We start from the raw sequence: 20,378 nt of genomic DNA, 5'->3' as shown, positions 1-20,378 counted from the left end.
GCGGTCACAGCGGAGTGTCGAACACGACCCCGCGACAAGACAGCGCCCGCTTTGGTCTACGCTGCGTAGTACTCAGGTCCTTCTCAGGTGTGCAGGCGTCACAGCGGCAATACTCGAGGGCGGCCTGAAACGTGCTTGAAAGCGGTGTCGGAACGGGCGGATCGCGGCCCGGACGACGCAATGTGTCGGAATGTGTAGCGACCAGGAAGGCGTGAGCGTGGCGCACAAGGCGAGCGAAGAGATCGGGGCACGACCCGTTCGGGGTCGGCAGGGCCGTATCCTTCGACGGGCCGGGCTGGCGGTGTCCTTGGGGATCACTGCCGTCCTCGTCTCGGGCTGCTCGATCGACAATGTATGGCTGCGGTTCGGCTGGCCCTCGGGCATCACGCCGCAGGCCACCCGGATGCGGGAGCTGTGGACCTGGTCCGTGCTGGCCGCGCTCGCGATGGGCGTGCTGGTCTGGGGTCTGACCTTCTGGACCGTCATCATGCACCGCAAGCGCAAGGACTCCCCGGAGTTCCCGCGCCAGACGGGCTACAACGTGTCGCTGGAGCTGACCTACACGGCGATCCCGTTCGTGATCATCGCGGTGCTGTTCTACTTCACCGTGGTCGTGCAGAACTACGTGCACGAGAAGACGGACAACCCGGATGTCACCGTCGACGTGACCGCGTTCCAGTGGAACTGGAAGTTCGGCTACCGCAACATCAACAATGTCGGCGGGCTGACCTGGAACGGCATCGACTCCGAGCGTGAGCTGGCGAACGAAGAGCAGCTCGCGCAGTACGAGGAGCGCAAGAACGAAGAGGGTCACCCGCAGCCGGGCCCGGTGCACGGCAAGCCGGCCAACGACATCCTCTCGTACCTGCACTACGACAAGGTCGAGACCATCGGTTCCAGCACCGAGATCCCGGTCCTGGTGCTGCCGACCGGCAAGCGCATCGAGTTCCAGCTCGCCGCCGCCGACGTGATCCACGCCTTCTGGGTGCCGGAGTTCATGTTCAAGCGCGACGTGATGCCGAACCCGAAGGAAAACCAGTCCGACAACGTCTTCCAGATCTCCGAGATCGAGAAGGAAGGCGCGTTCGTCGGCCGCTGCGCCGAGATGTGCGGCACCTACCACTCGATGATGAACTTCGAGGTCCGCGCGGTCGCGCCGGAGAAGTACGCCAAGTACATGCAGGCGCGCATCGACGGCAAGACCAACGGCGAGGCGCTCGAGTCGATCGGCGAGTCGCCGGTGGCCACCTCCACGTACCCCTTCAACACCAAGCGTGACAGCAAGAGCGCTTCGGTGAACGAGAGCAAGTGAGGATTCTGATATGAGGATCGAAGCGCGGATCTTCGAACTGCTCACGGCGTTCTTCATCCTGGTGGGCATCGTCTACGGCTTCTTCACCGCGCAGTCGCGCACCGGCATCGAATGGGCCGGTACGACCGCGATCGTGCTGACCGCGGGCCTGTCGCTGATCATCGGCACCTACTTCCGGTTCGTCGCGCGCCGCATCGACCTGCGGCCCGAGGACTACGAGGAGGCCGAGATCGTCGACGGCGCCGGTGACCTGGGCTTCTTCTCGCCCGGCAGCTTCTGGCCGATCACCCTGGCCGCCGCTGGTTCGGTCACCGCGCTGGGCCTGGCGTTCTTCCAGTTCTGGCTGATCGGCCTCGGCGTGGTGCTCGTGCTCGCCGCCGCGGCGGGCCTGGTGTTCGAGTACTACATCGGCGCCGAGAAGCACTGAGCGACAGCTACACAGACACAGCTCCACGAATACACAGGAAAGGCCCCACCGGAATCCGGTGGGGCCTTTCCTGTCGGGCTGTGGGCTAGACGCTGTAGCGCAGCGCCTGCTCCGAGCGGCAGATGTCGTCGATGCCGGAGACGATCTCGCGCAGCTGCTCCGACGGCAGCGCGGAGGGACGCAGGCGGCAGGTGAAGGTGATCAGGCCGTAGTCGGCAGGCGACAGGCCGCGCGCGGCGGCCTCGGCCCGCAGGTACGGGGAGCGCACGCCGTAGGTCATCGCGGAGATGACGGTGAAGCAGCCGGTGCGTTCGCGGTGGGCGGCGAACAGGTCGTGCAGGCCGTAGAAGACCGAGCCGTAGTTGGCCAGCGGGGCGAACACGCCGACCCGGTAGGCCGGGCCGCGCTCCGACGAACTGATGACGGTGTCGGCCAGGTACTCCGCGTCGCGCATGGTGAGCACCTTCGGCGCGAACATCAGCGCGCCCGCCGCGGCGTTGCGCACCGGCATGCCCGCGCGCCCGCCCGCCGCCGAGGCGATGGCGCCCAGCGACTTGCGGGTGCGGGTGCCGACCTCGCGCCGCGCCCGCAGGCCACGGGTGGGGGCGGTGGGGTACAGGCTCGACCACTGGCCGAAGCGCACGGCGCCGAGGGTCACCTGGCCGGTGCCGACCGGGCGGGCCACCTTCAGCGGCGCGGTGTCGACCCAGCGGCCGACCTGCAGCGCCGCGCTGCCGGGGTTGGTGATCTCGGTGGTGGCGTGCTCGACGAAGGAATCGAAATCGAGGAACCGGTCGGCGTCGGTGGTCAGCCAGGTGTGGTCCTTGTCGACCTCGACGACATCGAGGGTCAGCGCGGTGATGATGCCCGCGCGCCCGCCCGCGCCGAGGATGCGGTGGAACCGCTCGGTGTGGTGGCCGCGCCCGCAGGTGCCGATCCGGCCGTCGGGGTCGACGTACTCGAGGTCGACGATCTGATCGATGAACATGCCGTAGCGGTGCGAGGCGGTGCTGACGCCACCGACGGAGGCGAAGCCACCCGCGGTGATGTCGCGATGGTCGCCGACCACCGGCAGGCCGAGACCGTGCGCACCGAGGCGGCGGTCGATCTCGGAGAGCTTGGCACCCGCCTGCACCCGGACCGTCCGCCTGCCCAGGTTGATGTCGAGCACCGAATTCATCTTGCGCAGCGAGAGCACCGCGCGCTGATCGGTCAGGCCATAGGACTCTTCGGTCTGCTCGCCGCCGCGAACCGTCAACCGTTCCGAACGATCGCGCGAATCACGTACAGTGCGAACGACATCCGCGGTGTCCCGGGGGAGATATTCTTCGGAGATGACGGAGTGCGGCGTGCCCATGACCGCATAGCTAACCACAGCTCGGCGATTCTTGCGCACGGTACCTCGGAGCTACTTCCGCGTAGGCGCGAGTCGCTTCGTGAACAGGACTTTCCCGGTCGCGTCGCACAGGTCGACGGTCAGTTCGCCGGAGCGCCCGTCGATGCGGACCTCGCCGAAATGCTGGTACTGCGCGTCCAGCGGCGAGGTGTTCGGCGCGGGCGGCGCGTGCACGAAGACCGCCTCCGGCCCGAAGGTCGGATCGAGCTCGTTCGGGCCGAACGCCCCGGCGTTGAGCGGACCCGAGACGAACTCCCAGAACTCGTCGAAATCGGTGAAGGCGGCGCGCGCCGGCGAATAGTGGTGTGCCGCCGTGTAGTGCACGTCGGCGGTGAGCCAGACGACGTCGGTGACCTTGTTCGCCTTGATCGCCGAGAGCACCCGCGCGATCTCGGTCTCGCGGCCGCTGGGCGCGCCGGGGGCGGCGTTGGCCGGGCCCTCGAAGGCGGTCTTGCCGTCGGGGACGATCAGGCCCAGCGGCAGGTCGGCGGCGACGATCTTCCAGGTGGCCTTCGAATCCCGCAGGCTGTCGCTGAGCCAGCTGGTCTGCGCGGCGCCGAAGATGGCGCCCTGCGCCGCGGTGTTGGCGCCGTTGGCGTCCTTGTAGGCGCGCATGTCCAGGACGAAGACGTCCAGCAGCGGGCCGTAGGAGATCTTGCGGTACAGGCGGCCGTCGACGGCTTCCCTCGGCTCCAACGGCATCCACTCGTGGAAGGCCTGCCAGGCGCGCGTGGCCAGGGTGTCCATGCTGCGCTCGGTGTAGCCCTTGTCGGCGGCCACGGTGCCGCCGGGGTACCAGTTGTTGGTGGTCTCGTGGTCGTCCCACTGGACCACCTGGGCGACGGCGGCGTTGAAGCGGCGGTAGTTGTCGTCGGTGAGGTTGTAGGCGTAGTTGCCGCGGAACTGGTCGAGGGTCTCGGCGGGGGCGTTCTTGGCCTCGGCGGTGATGTTCTTCCAGACCCGGCCGTCGGGCAGGGTGACCGATTCCTTCAGCGCGTTGTCGGCGTAGACGCAGTCGCCGGAGTGCAGGAACAGGTGCGGGTCGCGCGCGGCCATCGTCGCGAAGACCTTCATGCCGCCCAGCTCGGGGTTGATGCCGAAGCCCTGGCCCGCGACATCGCCGGACCACAGCAGGCTGATGTCGGCGGCCGCGGTGGGCGCGGTGCGGAAGACGCCGGTCAGGGTGTCCGAGCTCGCGCCGTCCTCGCCCTCGAGGCGCACCCGGTAGTGCACGACCTGGCCCGCGGGCAGGCCGTTGACGCGCACCCGGCCGGTGCCGTCGGTGGCCGGGGTGAGCAGGGGGCCGGTGAATCGCTTGACGTCGCTGAACTTCTCGGTCGCCGCGGTCTCCACGATCAGCGTCGCGGGGCGGTCCGAGCGCGCCCAGATCAGCGCGCCGTCGCTGCGCGGGTCACCGACGGCGACGCCGTGGGTCAGCGCGGGCCTGGCCGTGACCAGGCCGGGACCGTCGCCGCACGCCGCCAGCGCGGGCGTGGTCGCCAGACCGAGGGCGGTGGCGCGCAGCAGCGTGCGCCGGGACATCGCGAAATCCGAACCTGCCATGGCTGTCACGGTGCATCGCCGGTCGGAACGCCGGGACGCGGGCGTGGCAACGCCACATGAACGGTGTCGTACGGTCGGCTAACGGTCTTGCGTGCCGGGGCGGTCAGACGAGCAGGTCGAGCGGCAGCGGGTAGGCGTCGGCGGTGGTGTTGTCGTCGGTCAGCATCCGGGCGGCGGCGGCCTGCCAGTAGTCGAGCAGCGTGCGGTCACCGGTGCCGCGGCGGATCGGGGCGCTGAAGGCCAGGCCGCGCGCGATCTCGACGGTGAGCAGGGCGATGCGCGGGAAGTCGGGATGGGCGGCGATCTCGGGACCGAACAGCTGGGCGAGCTGGGTGCGCAGCTTGGCGCTGATCCGTTCGACCAGCGGGACGAGGGTGGCGTGCAGCGCGGGGTTGGTGCGCGCGGCGGACCAGAGCTCCATCTCGGCGAGAAAGTCCGGGCCCGAGAACAATTCGCGCACGGCCGCGATGGCGGCGGCGAGCCGGTCGGCGGGCGGGTCGGCGTCGAAGCCGTCGATGATCCGCTGGGCGCGGACGGCGCGGCGCGCGACGAGTTCCTCGATGGTCGCGGTGAGCATGTCCTCGCGGGTGGGGAACTGGAACAGCAGCGAGCCGCGCGAGATGCCGGATTCGGCCTGGACGGCGCGCGTGGTCAGGGCCGTGTAGCCGCCCGCGGTGAGGATGGCGATGGCGGCATCGATGACGGTCGCGCGAGCTCGCTCCCCGCGCGTCGGGCTCGTCACGGTGCTGCCTCCCTCGGTTCCGGTCGGGTCGTGCTCGGTCCACCCTAGCGGTCGGCCGCGCGGGTCCCGGTCGAGAACGAATTTACTAGGACATCTGGACTATAAGCGTGACCGATGGTGAAATGTGTCACTAGTCCACATGGACTACATTGGTCTCGACGAGGAGTCAGATGTTGCTGTCCGAAACCGACGCCCCCACCCCGCGACCCGAACTGCTCTACGACTTCGTCGAACGGTGGGCAGTGCGCACCCCCGACGCCACCGCCGTGTCCTACGGCGAGCGGAGCTGGACCTGGGCGCAGTGGTGGGACCGCATCCGGCGCGCCGCGGGGGGCCTGCGCGCGGCCGGGGTGCGGCCCGCCGACCGCATCGCCTACCTCGGCAAGAACCATCCGGCGTGCCTCGAGCTGACCTTCGCCGCGGCCGCGCTCGGCGCCGCCACCGCGGTGGTGAACTGGCGCCAGGCCGGCGACGAACTGGCCTACGTCCTCGACGACTGCGCGCCGCGGGTGCTGGTCGTCGACGACGAACTGCTGCCCGCGCTGACCGCCATCCGGGACCGGCTGACACCCGGGCTGACGGTGCTCGTGCTCGGCGGCGAGCACGACGAGTACGAATCCTTCCTGGCCGCCGCCACCCCGGTGACCCCCGACCCGGACCTGTCCGACACCGCCGACGCGTTGCTGATCTACAGCTCGGGCACCACCGGACGCCCCAAGGGCGTGGTGCTCGGCCAGCGGGCCCTGGTGGTGCACACCGAGAATATCCAGTCGATCTTCCCGGTCGACTCCGGCGACGTGAACCTGGTCGCGATGCCGATGTTCCACGTCGGCGGAATCTGCTACGCGTTCCTGGGGATTCGGGCGGGCATCGCCAGCATCGTGCTGCGGGAACCGGACGGTCCCTCGCTGCTGGCGGGGCTGGCCGCCGGGGCGACCCACGCCTTCTTCGTCCCGCCGGTCATCGCCAGGCTGCTCGCCGTGGGCGAGCCCGCGATCGGGGCGGTCGCGCGATTGAAGTACCTGGGCTACGGCGCCGCCCCCATGCCGCTGCCGCTGCTGCGCGCGGCGCTGGCGGCCTGGCCGGACCTGGGCTTCGTGCAGGTCTACGGGCAGACCGAGCTGTCCGGGGTGGTCTGCGCGTTGCGGGCGGCCGAGCACCGCGATCCCGACCGGCCCCAACTGCTGCTGTCCGCGGGCCGGGCCTACCCGAACGTCGATGTCCGTGTGGTCGACCTGGTCACCGGCGCCGAGGCACCCGTCGGCGAGCAGGGCGAACTGTGGTTCCGTGGCGCGCAGCGGATGACCGGGTACCTGCACCGCCCGGAGGACACCGCCGCGACCGTCACCACCGACGGCTGGCTGCGCACCGGCGACATCGGCCGCGTCGACGCGGACGGCTACGTCTACATCGAGGACCGGCTCAAGGACATGATCATCACCGGCGGCGAGAACGTCTACGGCCCCGAAGTCGAACGCGTCCTGCTCGATCACCCCGCCGTGATCGACGCCGCGATCATCGGGGTCCCCGACGAGCACTGGGGCGAATCGGTGAAAGCCGTGGTGGTCGCGGACGGTTCGATCGACGGCGCCGCCCTCATCGCCTTCTGCCGGGAGCACCTGGCCGGCTACAAGTGCCCGCGCACCGTCGATTTCACGGCCGAACTCCCGCGCAACGCCAGCGGCAAGATCCTCAAACGCGAACTCCGGCAGCCCTACTGGGACAACCGCGACCGCGCGATCTGACCGGCCGTCCGGACGCGCGCCGCGCTCACAGGCCGACCGCGGCGGCCGTGTCGGGGTACCAGCGGGTGCACTCGGCGCGGAGGGGGACCTCGGTCTGGAGCTGGCACAGGACGGCGACGCCGCCGAGGAAGGAACGCAGGATGGGGGTGTGGCCGGGCGGCATCGTCAACTGGCGCAGCACGTTCGACAGGCGCAGGTCGGTCGCGAGGCGGACCTGTTTGCGCAGCCAGTCGGCGGAGAGCGGGTAGGTGGGCGACAGCAGGGCGTCGCGCACCGGTTGCAGGCGGGCCGCGACGGTGGCGATGTCGAGCTCGCGGCCCGGGGCGACGAAACCGTGGCGGCGAATGGCGACCTCGAGATCGGCGGGGGAGTCGGCGATCACCGCGGCGCCGACATCACCCGCGACATCGAGGAAGGCGGCGGGCCACGGCGTGCACGCGCCGAAGTCGACGACGCCGAGGCGGCCGTCGGGCATGCGCAGGAAGTTGCCCGGGTGCGGGTCGCCGTAGACGAGGCCGGCGCGGGCGGGCGCGGAGAACAGGAAGCGCAGGATCAGTACGCCGAGGCGGTCGAGCTCGGCCGCCTCGCCGCGCACGATCAACCGCGACAGCGGGACACCGTCGAGCCATTCGGTGACCAGCACGTCACCGCGCTGGGCGATCACCCGGCTCAGCACCACGTCGGGATCGTCGGCGAAGGCGGCCGCGAACACCCGCTGATTGGCCGCCTCGCGGGCGTAGTCGAGTTCGGCGTTGATCTCCTCGCACAGCGCCTCGATCACCGGCCGGGTATCCGCGCCGGGCAGCAGCGCGGTGAACAGCGGGGTGGCGCGGCGCAGGGCCTGCAGGTCGGCCAGGACGGCCCGGCGCGCACCGGGATACATCACCTTGACCGCCACCGGGGTGCCGTCGTGCCAGCGGGCGCGGTGCACCTGGCCGACCGAGGCGGCCGCGGAGGCGCGGTCGTCGAATTCCAGGAACAGCGAACGCCAGTCGGGGCCGAGCTGGGCGGCCAGTTCGGTGTGCACGGCGGCGGGCAGCATGGCGGGCGCGGAATCGTGCAGCCGTGCCATCGCCTGGCGGAACGGTTCGGCCAGATCGGGGGCCAGGCCCAGTTCGAGCAGGCCGAGCAGCTGACCCAGTTTCGCGACGCAGCCCTTGAGTTCGCCGAGCACCTGGAACAGATGCTCGGCGGTCCTGGCCCGGATATCGCGGTCGACGTCCTCGGGCGCGCGCCCGATCGCCTTCTTGCCGAACCCGGCGATGCGCCGCCCGGCGTAGGCGACCGGCACCGCGGCCAGCCGGGCGCTGCGCACGACCTTGCCGGTGGGGGGATGGCCGACGCGGGTGTCCGGAGCGGAGCGGGCGAACGGCAGCACCCGGCCCTCGGGGTCGCGACCGACCATGTCCACCTCACTGCCCCGCCGGAATGAGTCGACGCCTACCCGGCGCCGTGTTCCTGTGAGGCTATCAACCGGGTGCGGGGCGCGTCGCGGGTCGGCGCGGGTAGCTCAGCCGAGCGCGCCGAGCCCGTGCAACGTGCGATGGATCTCGGCGGTCCAGTCGTGCTGCGCCAGGCGCGCGTAGTCGACCCAGAAGGTGCCGATGCCGTCGCGATCCTCGTGGAACCAGCCGCCCTCGATATCGGCTTCCAGGACGACGCTCATGCCGTGCTCGGCGGCGACGAAGGTGAGCTCGAGCTGATTCACCCGGGGAAAGTGGTGCGAGCGACCGAACTCGATCTCCTGATAGAACGGCAGCCGCTGCGGCGTGCCCGCGATGGTGCCCGCCTCCACATCGGTGCGGTGCAGCCCGAAACCCATGCGCCGCACGGCATCGAGCACGACGTGCTGGGCGGGCAGTGCCCCGATGCCGAGCGGATCGGTGTCGGTGGCATCGACGGCGCCGTGGATGTCGACCACGGTGCGCAGCGCGACACCGGCGCCCGGCAGGTGCTGACCGTCGAAGAAGGTGATCGGTGTCTCGAGGGGAACCGGTGCGGCGAAGCGCAATTCGGCCACCGTGCCGGCGAGGAGGGTGAACGGACCGGCCACCCCGGCCCGGCCGAAGCCGTGGTCGGTGACGTGTTCCTCGCCGTCGGCGTACTCACGCTCGACGCGGGTGACGAACTCGACGGCCACGTGCCCGATCGACTGGTCGACGCGGCCGCCGCGCAGCCGGACCACTCCCTCGACCACGCCACCCGGTTGCGCACCGGGGGTGAACAATTCGGTTTCCACTTCGGCGCCGCCGACACCGGCCGCGGCCAGCAATTGCTTGAACATGCGAGCAGTCTGGCCGACGGCGCTTACGATCCGCTTGCCGTCGGCCGGTGCTGTGGGTCAGCTCATCGCGGCGCAGGGCGCCGCGGGACGAGTCAGCTGGCGGCGGTGTCGGGGATGCGGGTGGCCTCGAGCTGGCGATCGGTGGGGGCGACGCCCTTCTTGAGGCTGTGCGCGTAGACGTCGACGTATTCCTGGCCGGTGAGACGCATCAGCTCGTACATCACCTCGTCGGTGACGGCGCGCTCGACGAAGCGGTTACCGCTCATCCCCTCGTAGCGGGAGAAGTCCAGCGGCGCACCGAACTTGAGGGTGACCCGCTGCCGACGCCACTTGAACGGTCCGGGCGGGCTCACCTTGTCGGTGCCGATGACGGCGACCGGGATGACCGGGACGCCGGTCTCCAGCGCCAGCCGCGCCATGCCGGTCTTGCCCTTGTACAGGCGACCGTCGGGGGAGCGGGTGCCCTCCGGGTACAGGCCGACCAGCATGCCCTTGTCGAGCAGCTTGCGGGCCGCGTTGAGCGCGTCCTCGGCGGCCGAGGCGCCGCTGCGGTCGATCGGGTACTGGCCGGTGCCGCTGAAGAAGAACTTCTGCAGGCGGCCCTTGAGGCCGGGGGTGGTGAAGTACTCGGCCTTGGCGAGGTAGCTGATCCGGCGCGGGCTCAGCAGCGGCGCGAACAGCCAGTCGGAGAACGAGAGGTGGTTGCCGGCCATGATCGCCGGCCCGTCGGTGGGGACGTTCTCGACGCCCTCGACCACGGGTCGGTTGTATAGGTGCATGAACGGTCCCGGGAAGACGAACTTGAGCAGCCAGTAGAACATGGCGTCCTTTCCTCGGAACCGGGATCGTGGGGTGCAGCCTCGTCGGAAACCGACTTTACCGCTGGTCGCAGGTCACAACCAACCCGAGACGGTAGCCGCATCACAGGGTTGTGACGCTCATCTCCCGCTCCGGCCCGCCACCGGCGTGTCGACCGCGGCCCTGGCCAATTCGGCCGCGCCGATCATGCCCGCCGCCTCGCCGAGCTGGGTGGTGCGCAGGCGGGCAAGGGGCCGGTGCCCGGCGCCGGTGACCGCGCGCGCGTAGTGCTCGCGGGCCTCGTCGAGGAACAGCGGCGCCGAACTGCTCACGCCGCCGGCGATCACCACCAGATCGGGATCGAAGATGTCGCTGACGAAGGCCAGGCCGAGCCCGAGCCAGCGCGCGAAGTCGGCCATCACCCGGACCGCGAGCGGATCGCCGTCCTGGGCGGCGCCCGCCACCCGGCGGCCGGTCAGCGAGCCGGGATCGCGGATGACGTCCCCGGCGAGCACCGAGCGCACCGGATCGGTGGCCAGCAGTTCGATCGCGGTGTCGGCCAGCGCGGTGCCACTGCAGTAGCGCTCCCAGCAGCCGCGTTTGCCGCAGGCGCAGGCCCGGCCCTCCGGCACCACCTGCAGATGCCCGAGTTCGGGCGCGACGCCGTGGCTGCCGCGATAGAGCTTGCCGTCGATGAGCAGGGCGGCGCCGATGCCGGTGCCGATCGCGACCAGGACCACGGTGTGCCCGCCCGCGGCCGCGCCGAAGCGGTACTCGGCCCAGCCCGCGGCGTTCGCGTCGTGCTCCAGGATCACCGGCAGGCCGAGGCGGGCGGTCAGCCGCTGCGCGACCGGGGCGTCCTGCCAGGGCAGGTGCGGCGCGAACCGGACCGTCGAGCGGTCCTCGGAGATGAAACCGGCGACGGCGAGCCCGACCGCGGCGATCGGATGCCTGCGCGCGAGGTCGCGGACCGCGCGGTCGATAGCGTCCTCGAGCGCGCGGGCCGCGTGCGGCGTCGGGGCCTGCACGGAATCGAGCACCTCGCCCTCGGCGTCGACGACCGAGGCGCGGATGTTCGTGCCACCGACATCGATGCCGACGGTGAGCAGGTGTTGACGGTCGATCCCCTGGGTCATCCCCGGATCGTCACCGGAATGTCGACATAACGCGAGCGTGGCGCGCGGGTGGGACGGGATCGGTCGCCGTGGGGACGCTCGGCGTGCTCGGGCTCGGTCGGCGCCTGCGTGGCGAAACGGCCGGTGCCGGATCCGGTGTCGGCCGGGACCTGCGCGGCGGCGCCGGGGCGTGCCGGTGCGCCCTGTGGCCGGGGCGCGGCGAATTCGTCGACCCGGCGGGGGCGCGGGGTGCCGTCGGGACGGGCCGAACCCCAGCGCAGGCGGGAGCGGGTCGCCGTGTCGGCGGGGGATTCGTCCGCGGCCGGGAACGTGTCGCGGGCGTGCGCGGCGGTGCTGTCCGGCGCCGCGCCGGAACCCGGTGCCGCCGTGGTGTCTTCCTGCTGCGCACCCGGGCCGGGCGTGCTGTGACCGGACGCTCCGTCGTGGCTGTCCGCGTCCGGCCGGTCCCCGGTGGCGCCGTCGTGGTGGGCCCACCCGGACTCGTGCGAATCATGGTGTCCGGCGGCGTATTCGGCCCACTCGGGCGGCAGCACCGGCTCCACGGGGACGCCGGCGAGCGCCTCGCGCAGCACCGTCACCATCGAGGTGCCGTGCTCGGCGAGGGCGGCGACCACGTCGTGGTGTTCGCCGCGCATCAGGGCCGCGGCCGCGCAGACCGGGCACCAGGCGCAGCCGCCGAGATCGGCCTGGCCGTCGGCGGCGGTGCGGCGCAGCACGGGTTCGACTCTGGCCAGCAGCACTTCGGCCAGCAGCCGCAGCTCCTCGGTGAACTCGGCAAAGCCGTCGGGGTGGTGGCCGCGGCGGTCGGACTGGGAGTCACTGCTCATCTGCGGTGGCCTTCGTGTAGTTCGGATCGGCGGGCCAGACCTGCGGATCGGGCCGGAAGCGGACCACCAGATGACCGTCGTCGAGCTCGGCGCCCGCCACCGTGCAGCGTTGCAGCACCGGCGCGAGCCGGACGCGTGTGCGTACCCCGTCGGCTCCCACGATCAGATCGTCCTCCACTCGGCCCAGCCGCAAGGTGCCGGGATCGACCACCGGCAGCCGCATCCGCATCGCGTACACGGAGTCGACACCGGAGCCGGACTCCCATCGAACCATCGGTTCGCCCGAATGCGCGCTCTGAGCGTGCGGGCCGGGCAGCGTGTCGACCGCGTAGGAGAACGCCGACAGCGCGCTCAGCCCCACCGGTTCGGCGCCCGCGTGCTGGGCGATCAGGATCGGGACGTCGGTGAGCTGCTCGTGCAGCCGCGCCACCACCTCGAGCTGCTCGGCGCGGCGGTTCAGGTACCAGTGCACGGCCGGATGGGCGCTCTCGCCGGGCGAGGGCACCGGCGGCAGCACCTTGTTCACCACCACCGCGTCCAGCCGCAGGCCCAGCAGCGCGGCCGCCGACCGCACGCGCCGGGACTCGGCGACGGCCACCTGCTCGGGACCGGTGATCAGCCGGGCGCCGGTGCGGGTGCGGTCGGCGAGCAGGTCGCGGACCCCGCCCACCGCGGTGACGATCCGCTCGACCGTGGCCGCCAGCACCGCCTTGCGCAGGTCGGGGCCGATCGCGCTCATCGAGCGGGCGTGCCGCGGCCAGAGCCGTTCGAGATAGGTGAGCAGCGTGTCCGGCGCGGTGACCAGGCGCAGCATGTCGGCCGAGGGCGGGCAGTCGACGACGATGACGTCCCAGTCGTCCTCTTCGGTGTACTGGGCGATCTCCACCAGCATCAGCAGTTCCTGCACGCCCGGCAGCCCGGTCAGCTCGGCCGGGTCGATCGCGGTCAGGTCGACGCCGTGGTCGTGGCCGCCGCCCTTGGCCAGCATCCGCACGACATCGCGGAACCGGTCCTCGAGCAGCGCGAGGGAATCGATCTCGATCACCTCGAGCCCGGGCGCCACCCTGGCCACCCCGGCGACGGTGCCCGGATCGTGCGGGAAGCGGAAGCCGAGCGCGTCACCGAGCGAATGCGCCTGGTCCAGCGAGGCGATCAGCACCCGCTGCCCGGCGCGGGCGTAGGCCATGGCCGTCGCGCAGGCCAGAGTCGTCTTGCCGACCCCGCCCTTACCGACGAACAGTTCGACGCGGGTACCGCCCGGGGCGCTCAGCCCTCGACCCGCTTCTTCAGTTCCTTCAAGGCCGTATCGGTGATCACCTTCTCGGCCTTCCGCTTGAACATGCCGATCATCGGGATGTTCAAGTCGACGGTCAGCTCGTAGACGACCTCGGTGCTGCCGTCGGGCCGGTCGCGCAGTTCGTAGCTGCCGTCCTGAGCCTTCTGCAGGTCACCGCTGAGCAGCCGCCAGCTCACCGCGTGGCCGTCGGCGCGCCAGGTGTAGGCCAGCACGTAGGTGTCCTTGACGACGCCGGCGTCCAGCACGAACCGGGCGGTCGCCGCCCGCCCTGCGGCGTCGGTGTCGAGCACCTCGACCGATTGCGCGGCCGCCACCCATTCCGGATAGGACGCCAGGTCCGCGATGACGGCCATCACCTGCTGCGACGGCGCCTCGATGACGATCGATCTCTGGGTCCGGTCGGCCATGGCGGACAACGGTTCCTTTCGTGCGGGACGAGCAGTCGGGGCCTACGGCGTCAGGACGCCGCGGCGGCCGCCGGCGCGACGCCCGCGGGTCGACCGGCCTCGAGCCGTGCCTTCAATTCGAACGACATGTGCTTGCCCGCCACCCGGCGGGCCCGGTTCGCCGCGGCCAGCGCGCGCGGCGTCATCGGCTTGGCCGCGGTGGGCTCGGCATGCAGGAAGTAGTGCAGGATGGCGCCCTCGGGGACGGCCTCCAGCCATACCTCCATGGTCCCGTCCAGCGGGCCCGCCACCGTCCAGCGGATGCCCTTGTCGCCGCGATCCTCCCGGACGTCGAGACGGAGATCGGGCCACCAGCGGCGCCAGTTGTTCGTGGCGCTCAGCACGTCGGCGATCGCGGCGGGCGGCGCCGCGAGAAAGGTCTGATCTGCGACCTGGATACTGCTCACCTCGCTGAGCGTAGTGGACGCCACACCGGACGCGGCCGGGGTGTCACCGCAGCAGCTGCCGCAGCCGGGCGCCCTGGCGGTCCCAGTGCCAGTTCTCCTCCACCCACACGCGGCCCGCGGCGCCCATGGCGGCCGCCTTGTCGCGGTCGGTGAGCAGCTCGACGAGGGCGTCGCTGATCTGCTCGGCGGAGCGTCCGTGCACCACCAGCCCGGTCTCGCCCTCGCGGACGGTCTCGGGCGCGCCGCCGGAGCTGCCCGCCACCACCGGCACGCCGGTGGCCGAGGCCTCCAGGTAGACGATCCCGAGGCCTTCGACGTCCAGCCCGGCGCCGCGGGTGCGGCACGGCATCGCGAAGACGTCGGCGATGGTGTGGTGGGCGGCCAGCTCGCCCGAGGGCACGCGGCCGGTGAACACCACGGAATCGGAGACCCCGAGCGCCTCGGCCAGCCCGCGCAGCCGGATCTCGTAGGGGCCGCCGCCCGCGATCACCAGGACCGCGCCGTCGACGCGTTCGCGGATCTCGCTCATCGCCACGATCAGCATGTCCTGGCCCTTGCGCGGGACCAGCCGCGACAGGCACAGCACGGTCGGCCGGTCACCGAGGCCGTAGCGGGCGCGCAGTTCGGCGCGCGCGCCCGGGTCGGGCCGGAACTCGGCCGGGTCGACGCCCGGCGGCAGGTACTCCAGCGCGGCGCGCGGCCCGAAGGCCGAGGCGAACCGGCCCCGGGTGTACTTGCTGACGTAGGTGACGACGTCGGTGTTCTCGCCGATCGAGCGCAGCACCTGCCGCGCGCCGGGCAGCATCGACCAGCCGACCTCGTGGCCGTGGGTGCTGGCCAGGATGCGTTCGGCGCCGGCGCGGCGCAGCATCGGCGCCATCGCGGCCAGCGGCGCGGCCGCGCCGAACCACACGGTGTCGCAGCCGTGTTCGCGCAGCAGGTTGCCCGCGCGCTTGAGCACGCCGGGCGTCGGCAGCATGAGCGTCGTCGGATGCCGAACCACGCGGAACTTCTGCGCGGCGTCGAACTTCTCGTGGCTGTCACCGCGCCAGCGCGGCGCGTAGACGACCAGGTCGTCCGGCGGCAGCTGATCGGCCAGCGCGTTGAGATAGGACTGGATGCCACCCGGCCGAGGCGGGAAATCATTGGTAACCAGCAGAGTTCGGGCCATAAGTGAACAACCTAATAGGTCAGCGTCACGATGTGACTCGGCGAGGGGGCGGTCGGGAGGCGGTCGGTGGTCAGACGGCGCGGCCCCGTAACCAGGCGCGCCAGCCGTCGAGCAGGTCGGCGCGAGAGGCGCCGAGCACGGCGGCGAAGGCCGCGTCCTGGGCCGCGGCGGACTGCGGGCCGGTGGCGAGCTTCTTGTACAGCGTTTTGAGGGCGGCCGGGCCGTAGCGGTCGGCGAGGAAGGCGCACGCGCTCCAGGCCGATTCGTAGGCGTAGGGGGCGTCGGTGCCGGTGAAGTCGGCGTCGCCGATCAGCTCGGTGGGCAGGGTGCCCGCGCGCAGGCGGGTGGTGAGCGTCGGCGCGATCTGGGAGAACGTGGTGGCCCCCGCGCGCTGGGCGACGTATTCGGCGTAGCCCTCGACCAGCCACAGCGGCGCGCCGTCGGCGGTGGCCGCCCTGGTCGCGACGTGGGTGAGTTCGTGGCGCAGCAGGGTCGCCATGCCCTCGTCGCCGACCCGGCGGCGGGCGTCGGGGTTGAACACGATCCGCTGGTCGGTCGGCCGGGTGCCGGGCGCGTAGGAGCCGGTGAGCGAGACCGCGGCAACGTCGGCGCCGGTGGCGGCGCCCGCCGCCCTGGTCAGCGCGGTGAACTCGGTGGGCGTGCCGGCGACGACGAGCACCGGCGCGCGATTCCAGTCGGTGCCCCAGGCGGCGCTCACGTCGGCGATCGCCGGGGCGAGCTGTTTCTCCAGGACGTCGATATCAGCACGGTGGCCGGAATGGGCGACCACGAGCGCGTCGGCCTCGCCGCCCGCGGCGACCCGGCGCACCAGGATCGGCCCGAACGGCTGGAGTTCGCGGCGCACGGGGGTCAGCCGGGGGTCGTCGATGCCCACGGTGGTGTCGAGCACCTCGGCCTCGTCGGTGGCCAGTTGCAGCGGACCGGCGTTGCGCGGTACCAGGATCAGTGCGACGCACGCCCCGGTCAACAGGGTGACCGAGGCGAGCGTGAGCGCGAATTCGAGGCGGCCGTTGGCCGAGAACCAGGAGCGTAGGCCGGACGCGCGGCGGGACGGATCGGTCACCGCCGGCTCAGTATCGCCGGGCCGAGTGGAACGGGGTGGTGTTGATCGGCGCGACGGCGACCGGGACACCGAAGGTGGAGGCGTGCACCATCATGCCGTTGCCCGCGTAGATCCCGACGTGCGAGATCTCGGGGTAGAACAGCACGACGTCGCCGGGCTGCAGGTCGTCCTTGGCCACCGGGGTGCCGTAGTTCGCCTGCTGGGAGCTGGTGCGCGGGACGTTCTTGCCGACCTGCTTGAAGGCCCACTGCACCAGGCCGGAGCAGTCGAACTGGTCGGGGCCGGTGGCGCCCCAGACGTACGGGTCGCCGATGCGGGTCAGGGCGGCGGCCAGCGCGCTGGTTCCGCTGCCGGGGACCAGGCCCTGCAGCAGGGAGTCGCGATCGAAGCCGGGCGGGAAGGGCGAACCGGCCAGCGTCGACTTGTCCTTGGCCGAGAGCGCGCCCCAGGCCTCGACGACCTGGGTGGTGGCCACGGTGAGATCGGTGCGCTTGCGGTCGACGTCGGCGCGCACGGCCTCGGCGGCCGCGGTCGCGGCGCGGGCGGTGTCGGCGGCCGCGCGGGTGACCGATTCGGCGGCGGTGGCCGCGTCGGCGGCCTTCTTGAACTGGCGCACGCTGTCGGCGGTCTGCTGCGCGAGCACGTCCAGCGTGGACATCTTGTCCAGCAGCTGCTGCGGTGAATTGCTCGACAGCACCGCGAACATGCGATCGGTGCGCGCGCCGGTGTACATGGCGATCGCGGTGCGATCGATCATCGGCTGGAACTTGCGGACCTCGGCGCGGGCGGCGACGGCGACGGCGGTGCTGGCGGCCAGCTTGTCGTCGGCCTCGCGCTGGACGGCCCATTTGGCGTCGAGATCGGACTGCGCGTCGAGCGAGGCCTGGTTGAGGGCCTCGGCCTGCCGGGAGAGGTCGATCATCCGGGCGATCGCGTCGCCCGCGGTCGTCGGCAGGGCGATCGGATCGGCGAGGGCGGGGCCCGCGGCATAGGTGGCGCACACCAGGATCGCGGCGGACATGGCTCCGGCGATGCCACGCGCGACGCGTGGGTTCCGGTGGTGGTCAGTCACAGTGCGCCGTGCCCCGTTCTCTCGATGTCCGCCGATGCAGCGCCTTTACCCGAACCGGACCCTCTCGTCCGCTGAGAAGGTCTCGATCAGGTTACGGAACCGCGTGTGCCCGTGTCCAGTAGGCCACGGAGGGGTCACGGTGCGCCCTTCCCCGCGAACGACGCACCGTACCCGTCGATCAGAAGCGGCGAGCGCCCGCGAACGGCATCGAGGAGACCGAGGCGACGTGCACCGGGCTGCCCGAGGTGGCCGCGTGCACGACATTGCCGTCGCCCGCGTACAGGCCGGAGTGGCCGCCGCCGTAGAACGACACCAGGTCGCCGGGACGCAGGTCCTCGAAGGCCACCGGGGTGCCAGCGCCGAGCTGGGCGCCGCTGGTGCGCGGCAGCTCCATGCCCGCCTGGCGGTAGGCCCACTGGACCAGGCCCGAGCAGTCGAAGGCGTCCGGGCCCGCGGCACCGTAGACGTAGGGGGACCCGACCTTGCTCAGCGCGGCATCGAGGGCGATGTCGGCGGCGGTGGCGCGCGGCGCGGTGAAGGTCTGCGGGACCGACGGGGTCTCGATGCCGGGGATACCCTGCGGCAGCGGGATCTCGTTGGGCACCTCGAAGGTGCCGATACCGGGGACAGTGACCGGCGTCGCCGACGCGGGAGCGGCCGGCAGGAGGAACGCGCCGATGGTGGCAGCGCCGACGGCTCCGGCGGCAACGGCTCGCTGCGCCTGACGCTTGACGGTGTTGGTCGCCATGATGCGGGTACTTCCAATCTGCCCCACGACGCCGGGTCCGTATGACGCGGCGGGCTTCATCCCGTTGAACCGTTCGTGGCCGAGGGGACTCCGTGAGGTCTCGAAAAGGTTACGAAGGCATCACGGTGGTTTGTAAAGTCGGACATCGGTCCGAAAGGCAATTCGGGAGATTCACCCGAACATTCCGTGCGAGCTGCGTCACACCAATCACGAAACGATAACGCCAGGTCGGCTCCGAGGAGCTTCCCGGTCGCTACCCGGCGCGTCGCGGACGGCTTCTTCGCGGCCTATTGGTCTACCTCTGGGGGTGAATCCCCAGGTCGTCTCCGCGCGTCGACTCATGAACCGGTCGGTCGCCCAGTCGTGCCCGCGGGCGGCGTGCCGGGCGCTCCGGCGGCCGTCGAGCGGTAATCGGTCTTACCCGATGGAATTCGGTCCAGTCATGTGATCTTCGGCAAACTGTGAGCCCGGTCTCATTCGGGTCTGCTCGGGGTCATTTTGTTCGCATCGGAACGAAAGTCTCGCGGCGAATTGCCGGGGGCGAGTGGGACGGTGGGCCCGGGTAGCGGAGGTCCCGGTAGGCGGGACTGGAGGTTTCCGGTTCCGCGAAACCTGGTGCGGCGGTTAGGGTACGGCCGAATGTTCGCAGTTCGAAGGGGGCGCGGGTGGCCGACGACCAGGTATTGACCGATTTGCTCACGATGGTGGAGCGCAGCCCGGAGGTGCTCGCGCTGCGCGTGTGCGTCATCGAGCTGTATCTCGACCGCGGCCGCTACGCCGACGCGCTGGCCCACTGTGGCGTGGCCCTCGGCCACCATCCGGGAAACGCGCAGGTCCTGGCCTTGATGACGCGCTGCACGACCGCACTGTCCGGCGGCTCGCCCGCGCCGGTGGCCACACCGGCACCCGCGGCAGCTCCGGTCGCCGGTGCCGCGGCCGACTACGACTGGGCCGCCGCGGAGAACCAGGTCGGCGACATCATCGAACCGGCCTTCGTCGACACCCCCACCGAGTACGTCACCGACGACGACGCCGCCACCGTCGAGCGCCCGACCCGGCGACTGGCCGATGTCGGCGGCATGGACGAGGTGAAGCGGCAGCTGGACCTGACCCTGCTCGCCCCGCTGCGCAACCCGGAACTGGCCAAGGCCTTCGGCACCTCGGCGCGCGGCGGCCTGCTGCTCTACGGCCCGCCCGGCTGCGGCAAGACCTTCCTCGCCTCGGCCGTCGCCGGCGAGCTCGGCGCCAATTTCTATCCGATCGAGATCACCGACATCCTCGACATCTACACCGGCGCCAGCGAGCGCAATGTGCACAGCATCTTCGAGATGGCCCGGCGCAACGCGCCCTGCGTGCTGTTCCTGGACGAGGTCGACGCGCTCGGGCACAAGCGCAGCCAGATGCACGGTTCCTCGACCATGCGCACCGTGGTCAACCAGCTGCTCACCGAGCTGGATTCGGCCACCCACAGCAACGAGGGCGTCTTCGTGCTCGGCGCGACCAACCATCCGTGGGACGTCGACGTCGCCCTGCGCAGGCCGGGCCGGTTCGACCGGATGATCTTCGTCGGCCTGCCCGACGCGGCGGCGCGGCGCGCGATCCTGCACTACAACCTGCGCGATCGCCCGGTGGCGGGCATCGACCTGACCGCGCTGGCCGCGCGGACCGACGGACTGTCCGGCGCCGACCTCGCCCACGTCTGCACCTCGGCGACCCAGCTGGCGATGGCCGACTCGATGCGCTCCGGTGAGGTGCGCCCGATCGGCATGGCCGATATCCAGGAGGCGCTGGCGCAGATCCGGCCGAGCACCGGCGCCTGGTTCGAATCCGCCCGCAATGTGGTCGAATTCGCCAACGGCGACGGCAGCTATGACGAGTTGGCGCTGTATCTGAAGCGGATGAAGCAGCGCTGACGCCCGCGCC

General features: G+C 71.2%; 19 protein-coding genes. 4 read left to right on the top strand and 15 right to left on the bottom strand.

Annotation, left to right across the window (positions count from 1 at the left end; translation table 11 throughout):
• Positions 1-217: 217 nt before the first annotated feature.
• Together AB0H54_RS27995 and AB0H54_RS27990 are read left to right on the top strand one after the other, a co-directional pair.
• Positions 218-1,312: a cytochrome c oxidase subunit II gene (locus AB0H54_RS27995; protein ID WP_357349473.1), complete on the top strand. Its 1,095-nt coding sequence runs from the start codon at positions 218-220 to the stop codon at positions 1,310-1,312.
• A gap of 10 nt (positions 1,313-1,322) precedes the next feature.
• Positions 1,323-1,739, top strand: coding sequence for a cytochrome c oxidase subunit 4 (locus AB0H54_RS27990; protein WP_342801330.1), 417 nt, complete (start codon positions 1,323-1,325; stop codon positions 1,737-1,739).
• 85 nt (positions 1,740-1,824) lie between these two features.
• On the opposite strand, the gene AB0H54_RS27985 is transcribed toward AB0H54_RS27990, so the two are convergent.
• The 3 genes from AB0H54_RS27985 to AB0H54_RS27975 form a co-directional block, all read right to left on the bottom strand.
• Positions 1,825-3,096, bottom strand: a complete 1,272-nt coding sequence (locus tag AB0H54_RS27985) for an FAD-binding oxidoreductase (protein ID WP_355280066.1) — start codon at positions 3,094-3,096, stop codon at positions 1,825-1,827.
• A 51-nt stretch (positions 3,097-3,147) separates the two neighbouring features.
• Entirely contained in the window at positions 3,148-4,698 is a 1,551-nt protein-coding gene (locus AB0H54_RS27980) for an alkaline phosphatase D family protein (RefSeq protein ID WP_357349280.1), read from the bottom strand.
• Between the two features lie 103 nt (positions 4,699-4,801).
• Positions 4,802-5,440, bottom strand: coding sequence for a TetR/AcrR family transcriptional regulator (locus tag AB0H54_RS27975; protein ID WP_357349278.1), 639 nt, complete (start codon positions 5,438-5,440; stop codon positions 4,802-4,804).
• Between the two features lie 170 nt (positions 5,441-5,610).
• Between AB0H54_RS27975 and AB0H54_RS27970 the strand changes: the two genes are divergently transcribed.
• Complete coding sequence (locus AB0H54_RS27970) at positions 5,611-7,185, top strand: AMP-binding protein (RefSeq protein ID WP_357349276.1); 1,575 nt, start codon at positions 5,611-5,613, stop codon at positions 7,183-7,185.
• A 25-nt stretch (positions 7,186-7,210) separates the two neighbouring features.
• Here the strand turns inward: AB0H54_RS27970 and AB0H54_RS27965 are convergent, their stop codons facing one another.
• The 12 genes from AB0H54_RS27965 to AB0H54_RS27910 form a co-directional block, all read right to left on the bottom strand.
• Positions 7,211-8,590 (bottom strand): AarF/ABC1/UbiB kinase family protein, encoded by a 1,380-nt coding sequence (locus tag AB0H54_RS27965; RefSeq protein WP_355280077.1) that lies wholly within the window; start codon positions 8,588-8,590, stop codon positions 7,211-7,213.
• 105 nt (positions 8,591-8,695) lie between these two features.
• The gene (locus tag AB0H54_RS27960; protein WP_357349274.1) at positions 8,696-9,469 is read right to left on the bottom strand and encodes a sporulation protein; all 774 of its coding nucleotides are present in this window, start codon (positions 9,467-9,469) and stop codon (positions 8,696-8,698) included.
• A 92-nt stretch (positions 9,470-9,561) separates the two neighbouring features.
• A complete protein-coding gene (locus AB0H54_RS27955; protein ID WP_355280083.1) occupies positions 9,562-10,290 on the bottom strand; it encodes a lysophospholipid acyltransferase family protein in 729 nt (242 codons plus the stop codon).
• A gap of 117 nt (positions 10,291-10,407) precedes the next feature.
• On the bottom strand, positions 10,408-11,403 hold the full coding sequence (locus AB0H54_RS27950) for an ROK family protein (RefSeq protein ID WP_355280085.1): 996 nt from the start codon (positions 11,401-11,403) through the stop codon (positions 10,408-10,410).
• Complete coding sequence (locus AB0H54_RS27945) at positions 11,400-12,230, bottom strand: hypothetical protein (protein ID WP_357349271.1); 831 nt, start codon at positions 12,228-12,230, stop codon at positions 11,400-11,402. The genes AB0H54_RS27950 and AB0H54_RS27945 overlap by 4 nt, the downstream gene beginning before the upstream one ends.
• Entirely contained in the window at positions 12,220-13,470 is a 1,251-nt protein-coding gene (locus AB0H54_RS27940; RefSeq protein ID WP_357349471.1) for an ArsA family ATPase, read from the bottom strand. The genes AB0H54_RS27945 and AB0H54_RS27940 overlap by 11 nt, the downstream gene beginning before the upstream one ends.
• 26 nt (positions 13,471-13,496) lie before the next feature.
• Positions 13,497-13,934 (bottom strand): SRPBCC family protein, encoded by a 438-nt coding sequence (locus AB0H54_RS27935; RefSeq protein WP_355280090.1) that lies wholly within the window; start codon positions 13,932-13,934, stop codon positions 13,497-13,499.
• Between the two features lie 50 nt (positions 13,935-13,984).
• Positions 13,985-14,380 (bottom strand): polyketide cyclase / dehydrase and lipid transport, encoded by a 396-nt coding sequence (locus tag AB0H54_RS27930; RefSeq protein ID WP_355280092.1) that lies wholly within the window; start codon positions 14,378-14,380, stop codon positions 13,985-13,987.
• A 43-nt stretch (positions 14,381-14,423) separates the two neighbouring features.
• Positions 14,424-15,551, bottom strand: a complete 1,128-nt coding sequence (locus tag AB0H54_RS27925) for a glycosyltransferase family 4 protein (RefSeq protein ID WP_357349268.1) — start codon at positions 15,549-15,551, stop codon at positions 14,424-14,426.
• Positions 15,552-15,621: 70 nt separating this feature from the next.
• Entirely contained in the window at positions 15,622-16,635 is a 1,014-nt protein-coding gene (locus AB0H54_RS27920) for a hypothetical protein (RefSeq protein ID WP_357349266.1), read from the bottom strand.
• A 7-nt stretch (positions 16,636-16,642) separates the two neighbouring features.
• A complete protein-coding gene (locus tag AB0H54_RS27915; protein ID WP_357349264.1) occupies positions 16,643-17,656 on the bottom strand; it encodes an NlpC/P60 family protein in 1,014 nt (337 codons plus the stop codon).
• Positions 17,657-17,885: 229 nt separating this feature from the next.
• On the bottom strand, positions 17,886-18,455 hold the full coding sequence (locus AB0H54_RS27910; RefSeq protein ID WP_355280102.1) for a C40 family peptidase: 570 nt from the start codon (positions 18,453-18,455) through the stop codon (positions 17,886-17,888).
• Positions 18,456-19,120: 665 nt separating this feature from the next.
• On the opposite strand from AB0H54_RS27910, the gene AB0H54_RS27905 reads away from it, so the two are divergent.
• Positions 19,121-20,368: an ATP-binding protein gene (locus AB0H54_RS27905; protein ID WP_357349262.1), complete on the top strand. Its 1,248-nt coding sequence runs from the start codon at positions 19,121-19,123 to the stop codon at positions 20,366-20,368.
• The last annotated feature ends 10 nt before the right edge of the window (positions 20,369-20,378 follow it).

This window comes from Nocardia sp. NPDC050718, assembly GCF_040654235.1.
In the GTDB taxonomy this organism is placed as follows: domain Bacteria; phylum Actinomycetota; class Actinomycetes; order Mycobacteriales; family Mycobacteriaceae; genus Nocardia.
The sequence above is the reverse complement of the archived record's forward strand: the minus strand, read 5'-3'. Positions and strand labels throughout refer to the sequence as shown.

Coding starts and splice junctions, on each gene's coding strand:
- AB0H54_RS27990 (WP_342801330.1), top strand. CDS start 1,323: ATGAGGATCGAAGCGCGGATCTTCGAACTGCTCACGGCGTTCTTCATC.
- AB0H54_RS27985 (WP_355280066.1), bottom strand. CDS start 3,096: ATGGGCACGCCGCACTCCGTCATCTCCGAAGAATATCTCCCCCGGGAC.
- AB0H54_RS27980 (WP_357349280.1), bottom strand. CDS start 4,698: ATGGCAGGTTCGGATTTCGCGATGTCCCGGCGCACGCTGCTGCGCGCC.
- AB0H54_RS27970 (WP_357349276.1), top strand. CDS start 5,611: ATGTTGCTGTCCGAAACCGACGCCCCCACCCCGCGACCCGAACTGCTC.
- AB0H54_RS27965 (WP_355280077.1), bottom strand. CDS start 8,590: ATGGTCGGTCGCGACCCCGAGGGCCGGGTGCTGCCGTTCGCCCGCTCC.
- AB0H54_RS27960 (WP_357349274.1), bottom strand. CDS start 9,469: ATGTTCAAGCAATTGCTGGCCGCGGCCGGTGTCGGCGGCGCCGAAGTG.
- AB0H54_RS27955 (WP_355280083.1), bottom strand. CDS start 10,290: ATGTTCTACTGGCTGCTCAAGTTCGTCTTCCCGGGACCGTTCATGCAC.
- AB0H54_RS27950 (WP_355280085.1), bottom strand. CDS start 11,403: ATGACCCAGGGGATCGACCGTCAACACCTGCTCACCGTCGGCATCGAT.
- AB0H54_RS27945 (WP_357349271.1), bottom strand. CDS start 12,230: ATGAGCAGTGACTCCCAGTCCGACCGCCGCGGCCACCACCCCGACGGC.
- AB0H54_RS27935 (WP_355280090.1), bottom strand. CDS start 13,934: ATGGCCGACCGGACCCAGAGATCGATCGTCATCGAGGCGCCGTCGCAG.
- AB0H54_RS27925 (WP_357349268.1), bottom strand. CDS start 15,551: ATGGCCCGAACTCTGCTGGTTACCAATGATTTCCCGCCTCGGCCGGGT.
- AB0H54_RS27915 (WP_357349264.1), bottom strand. CDS start 17,656: ATGTCCGCCGCGATCCTGGTGTGCGCCACCTATGCCGCGGGCCCCGCC.
- AB0H54_RS27910 (WP_355280102.1), bottom strand. CDS start 18,455: ATGGCGACCAACACCGTCAAGCGTCAGGCGCAGCGAGCCGTTGCCGCC.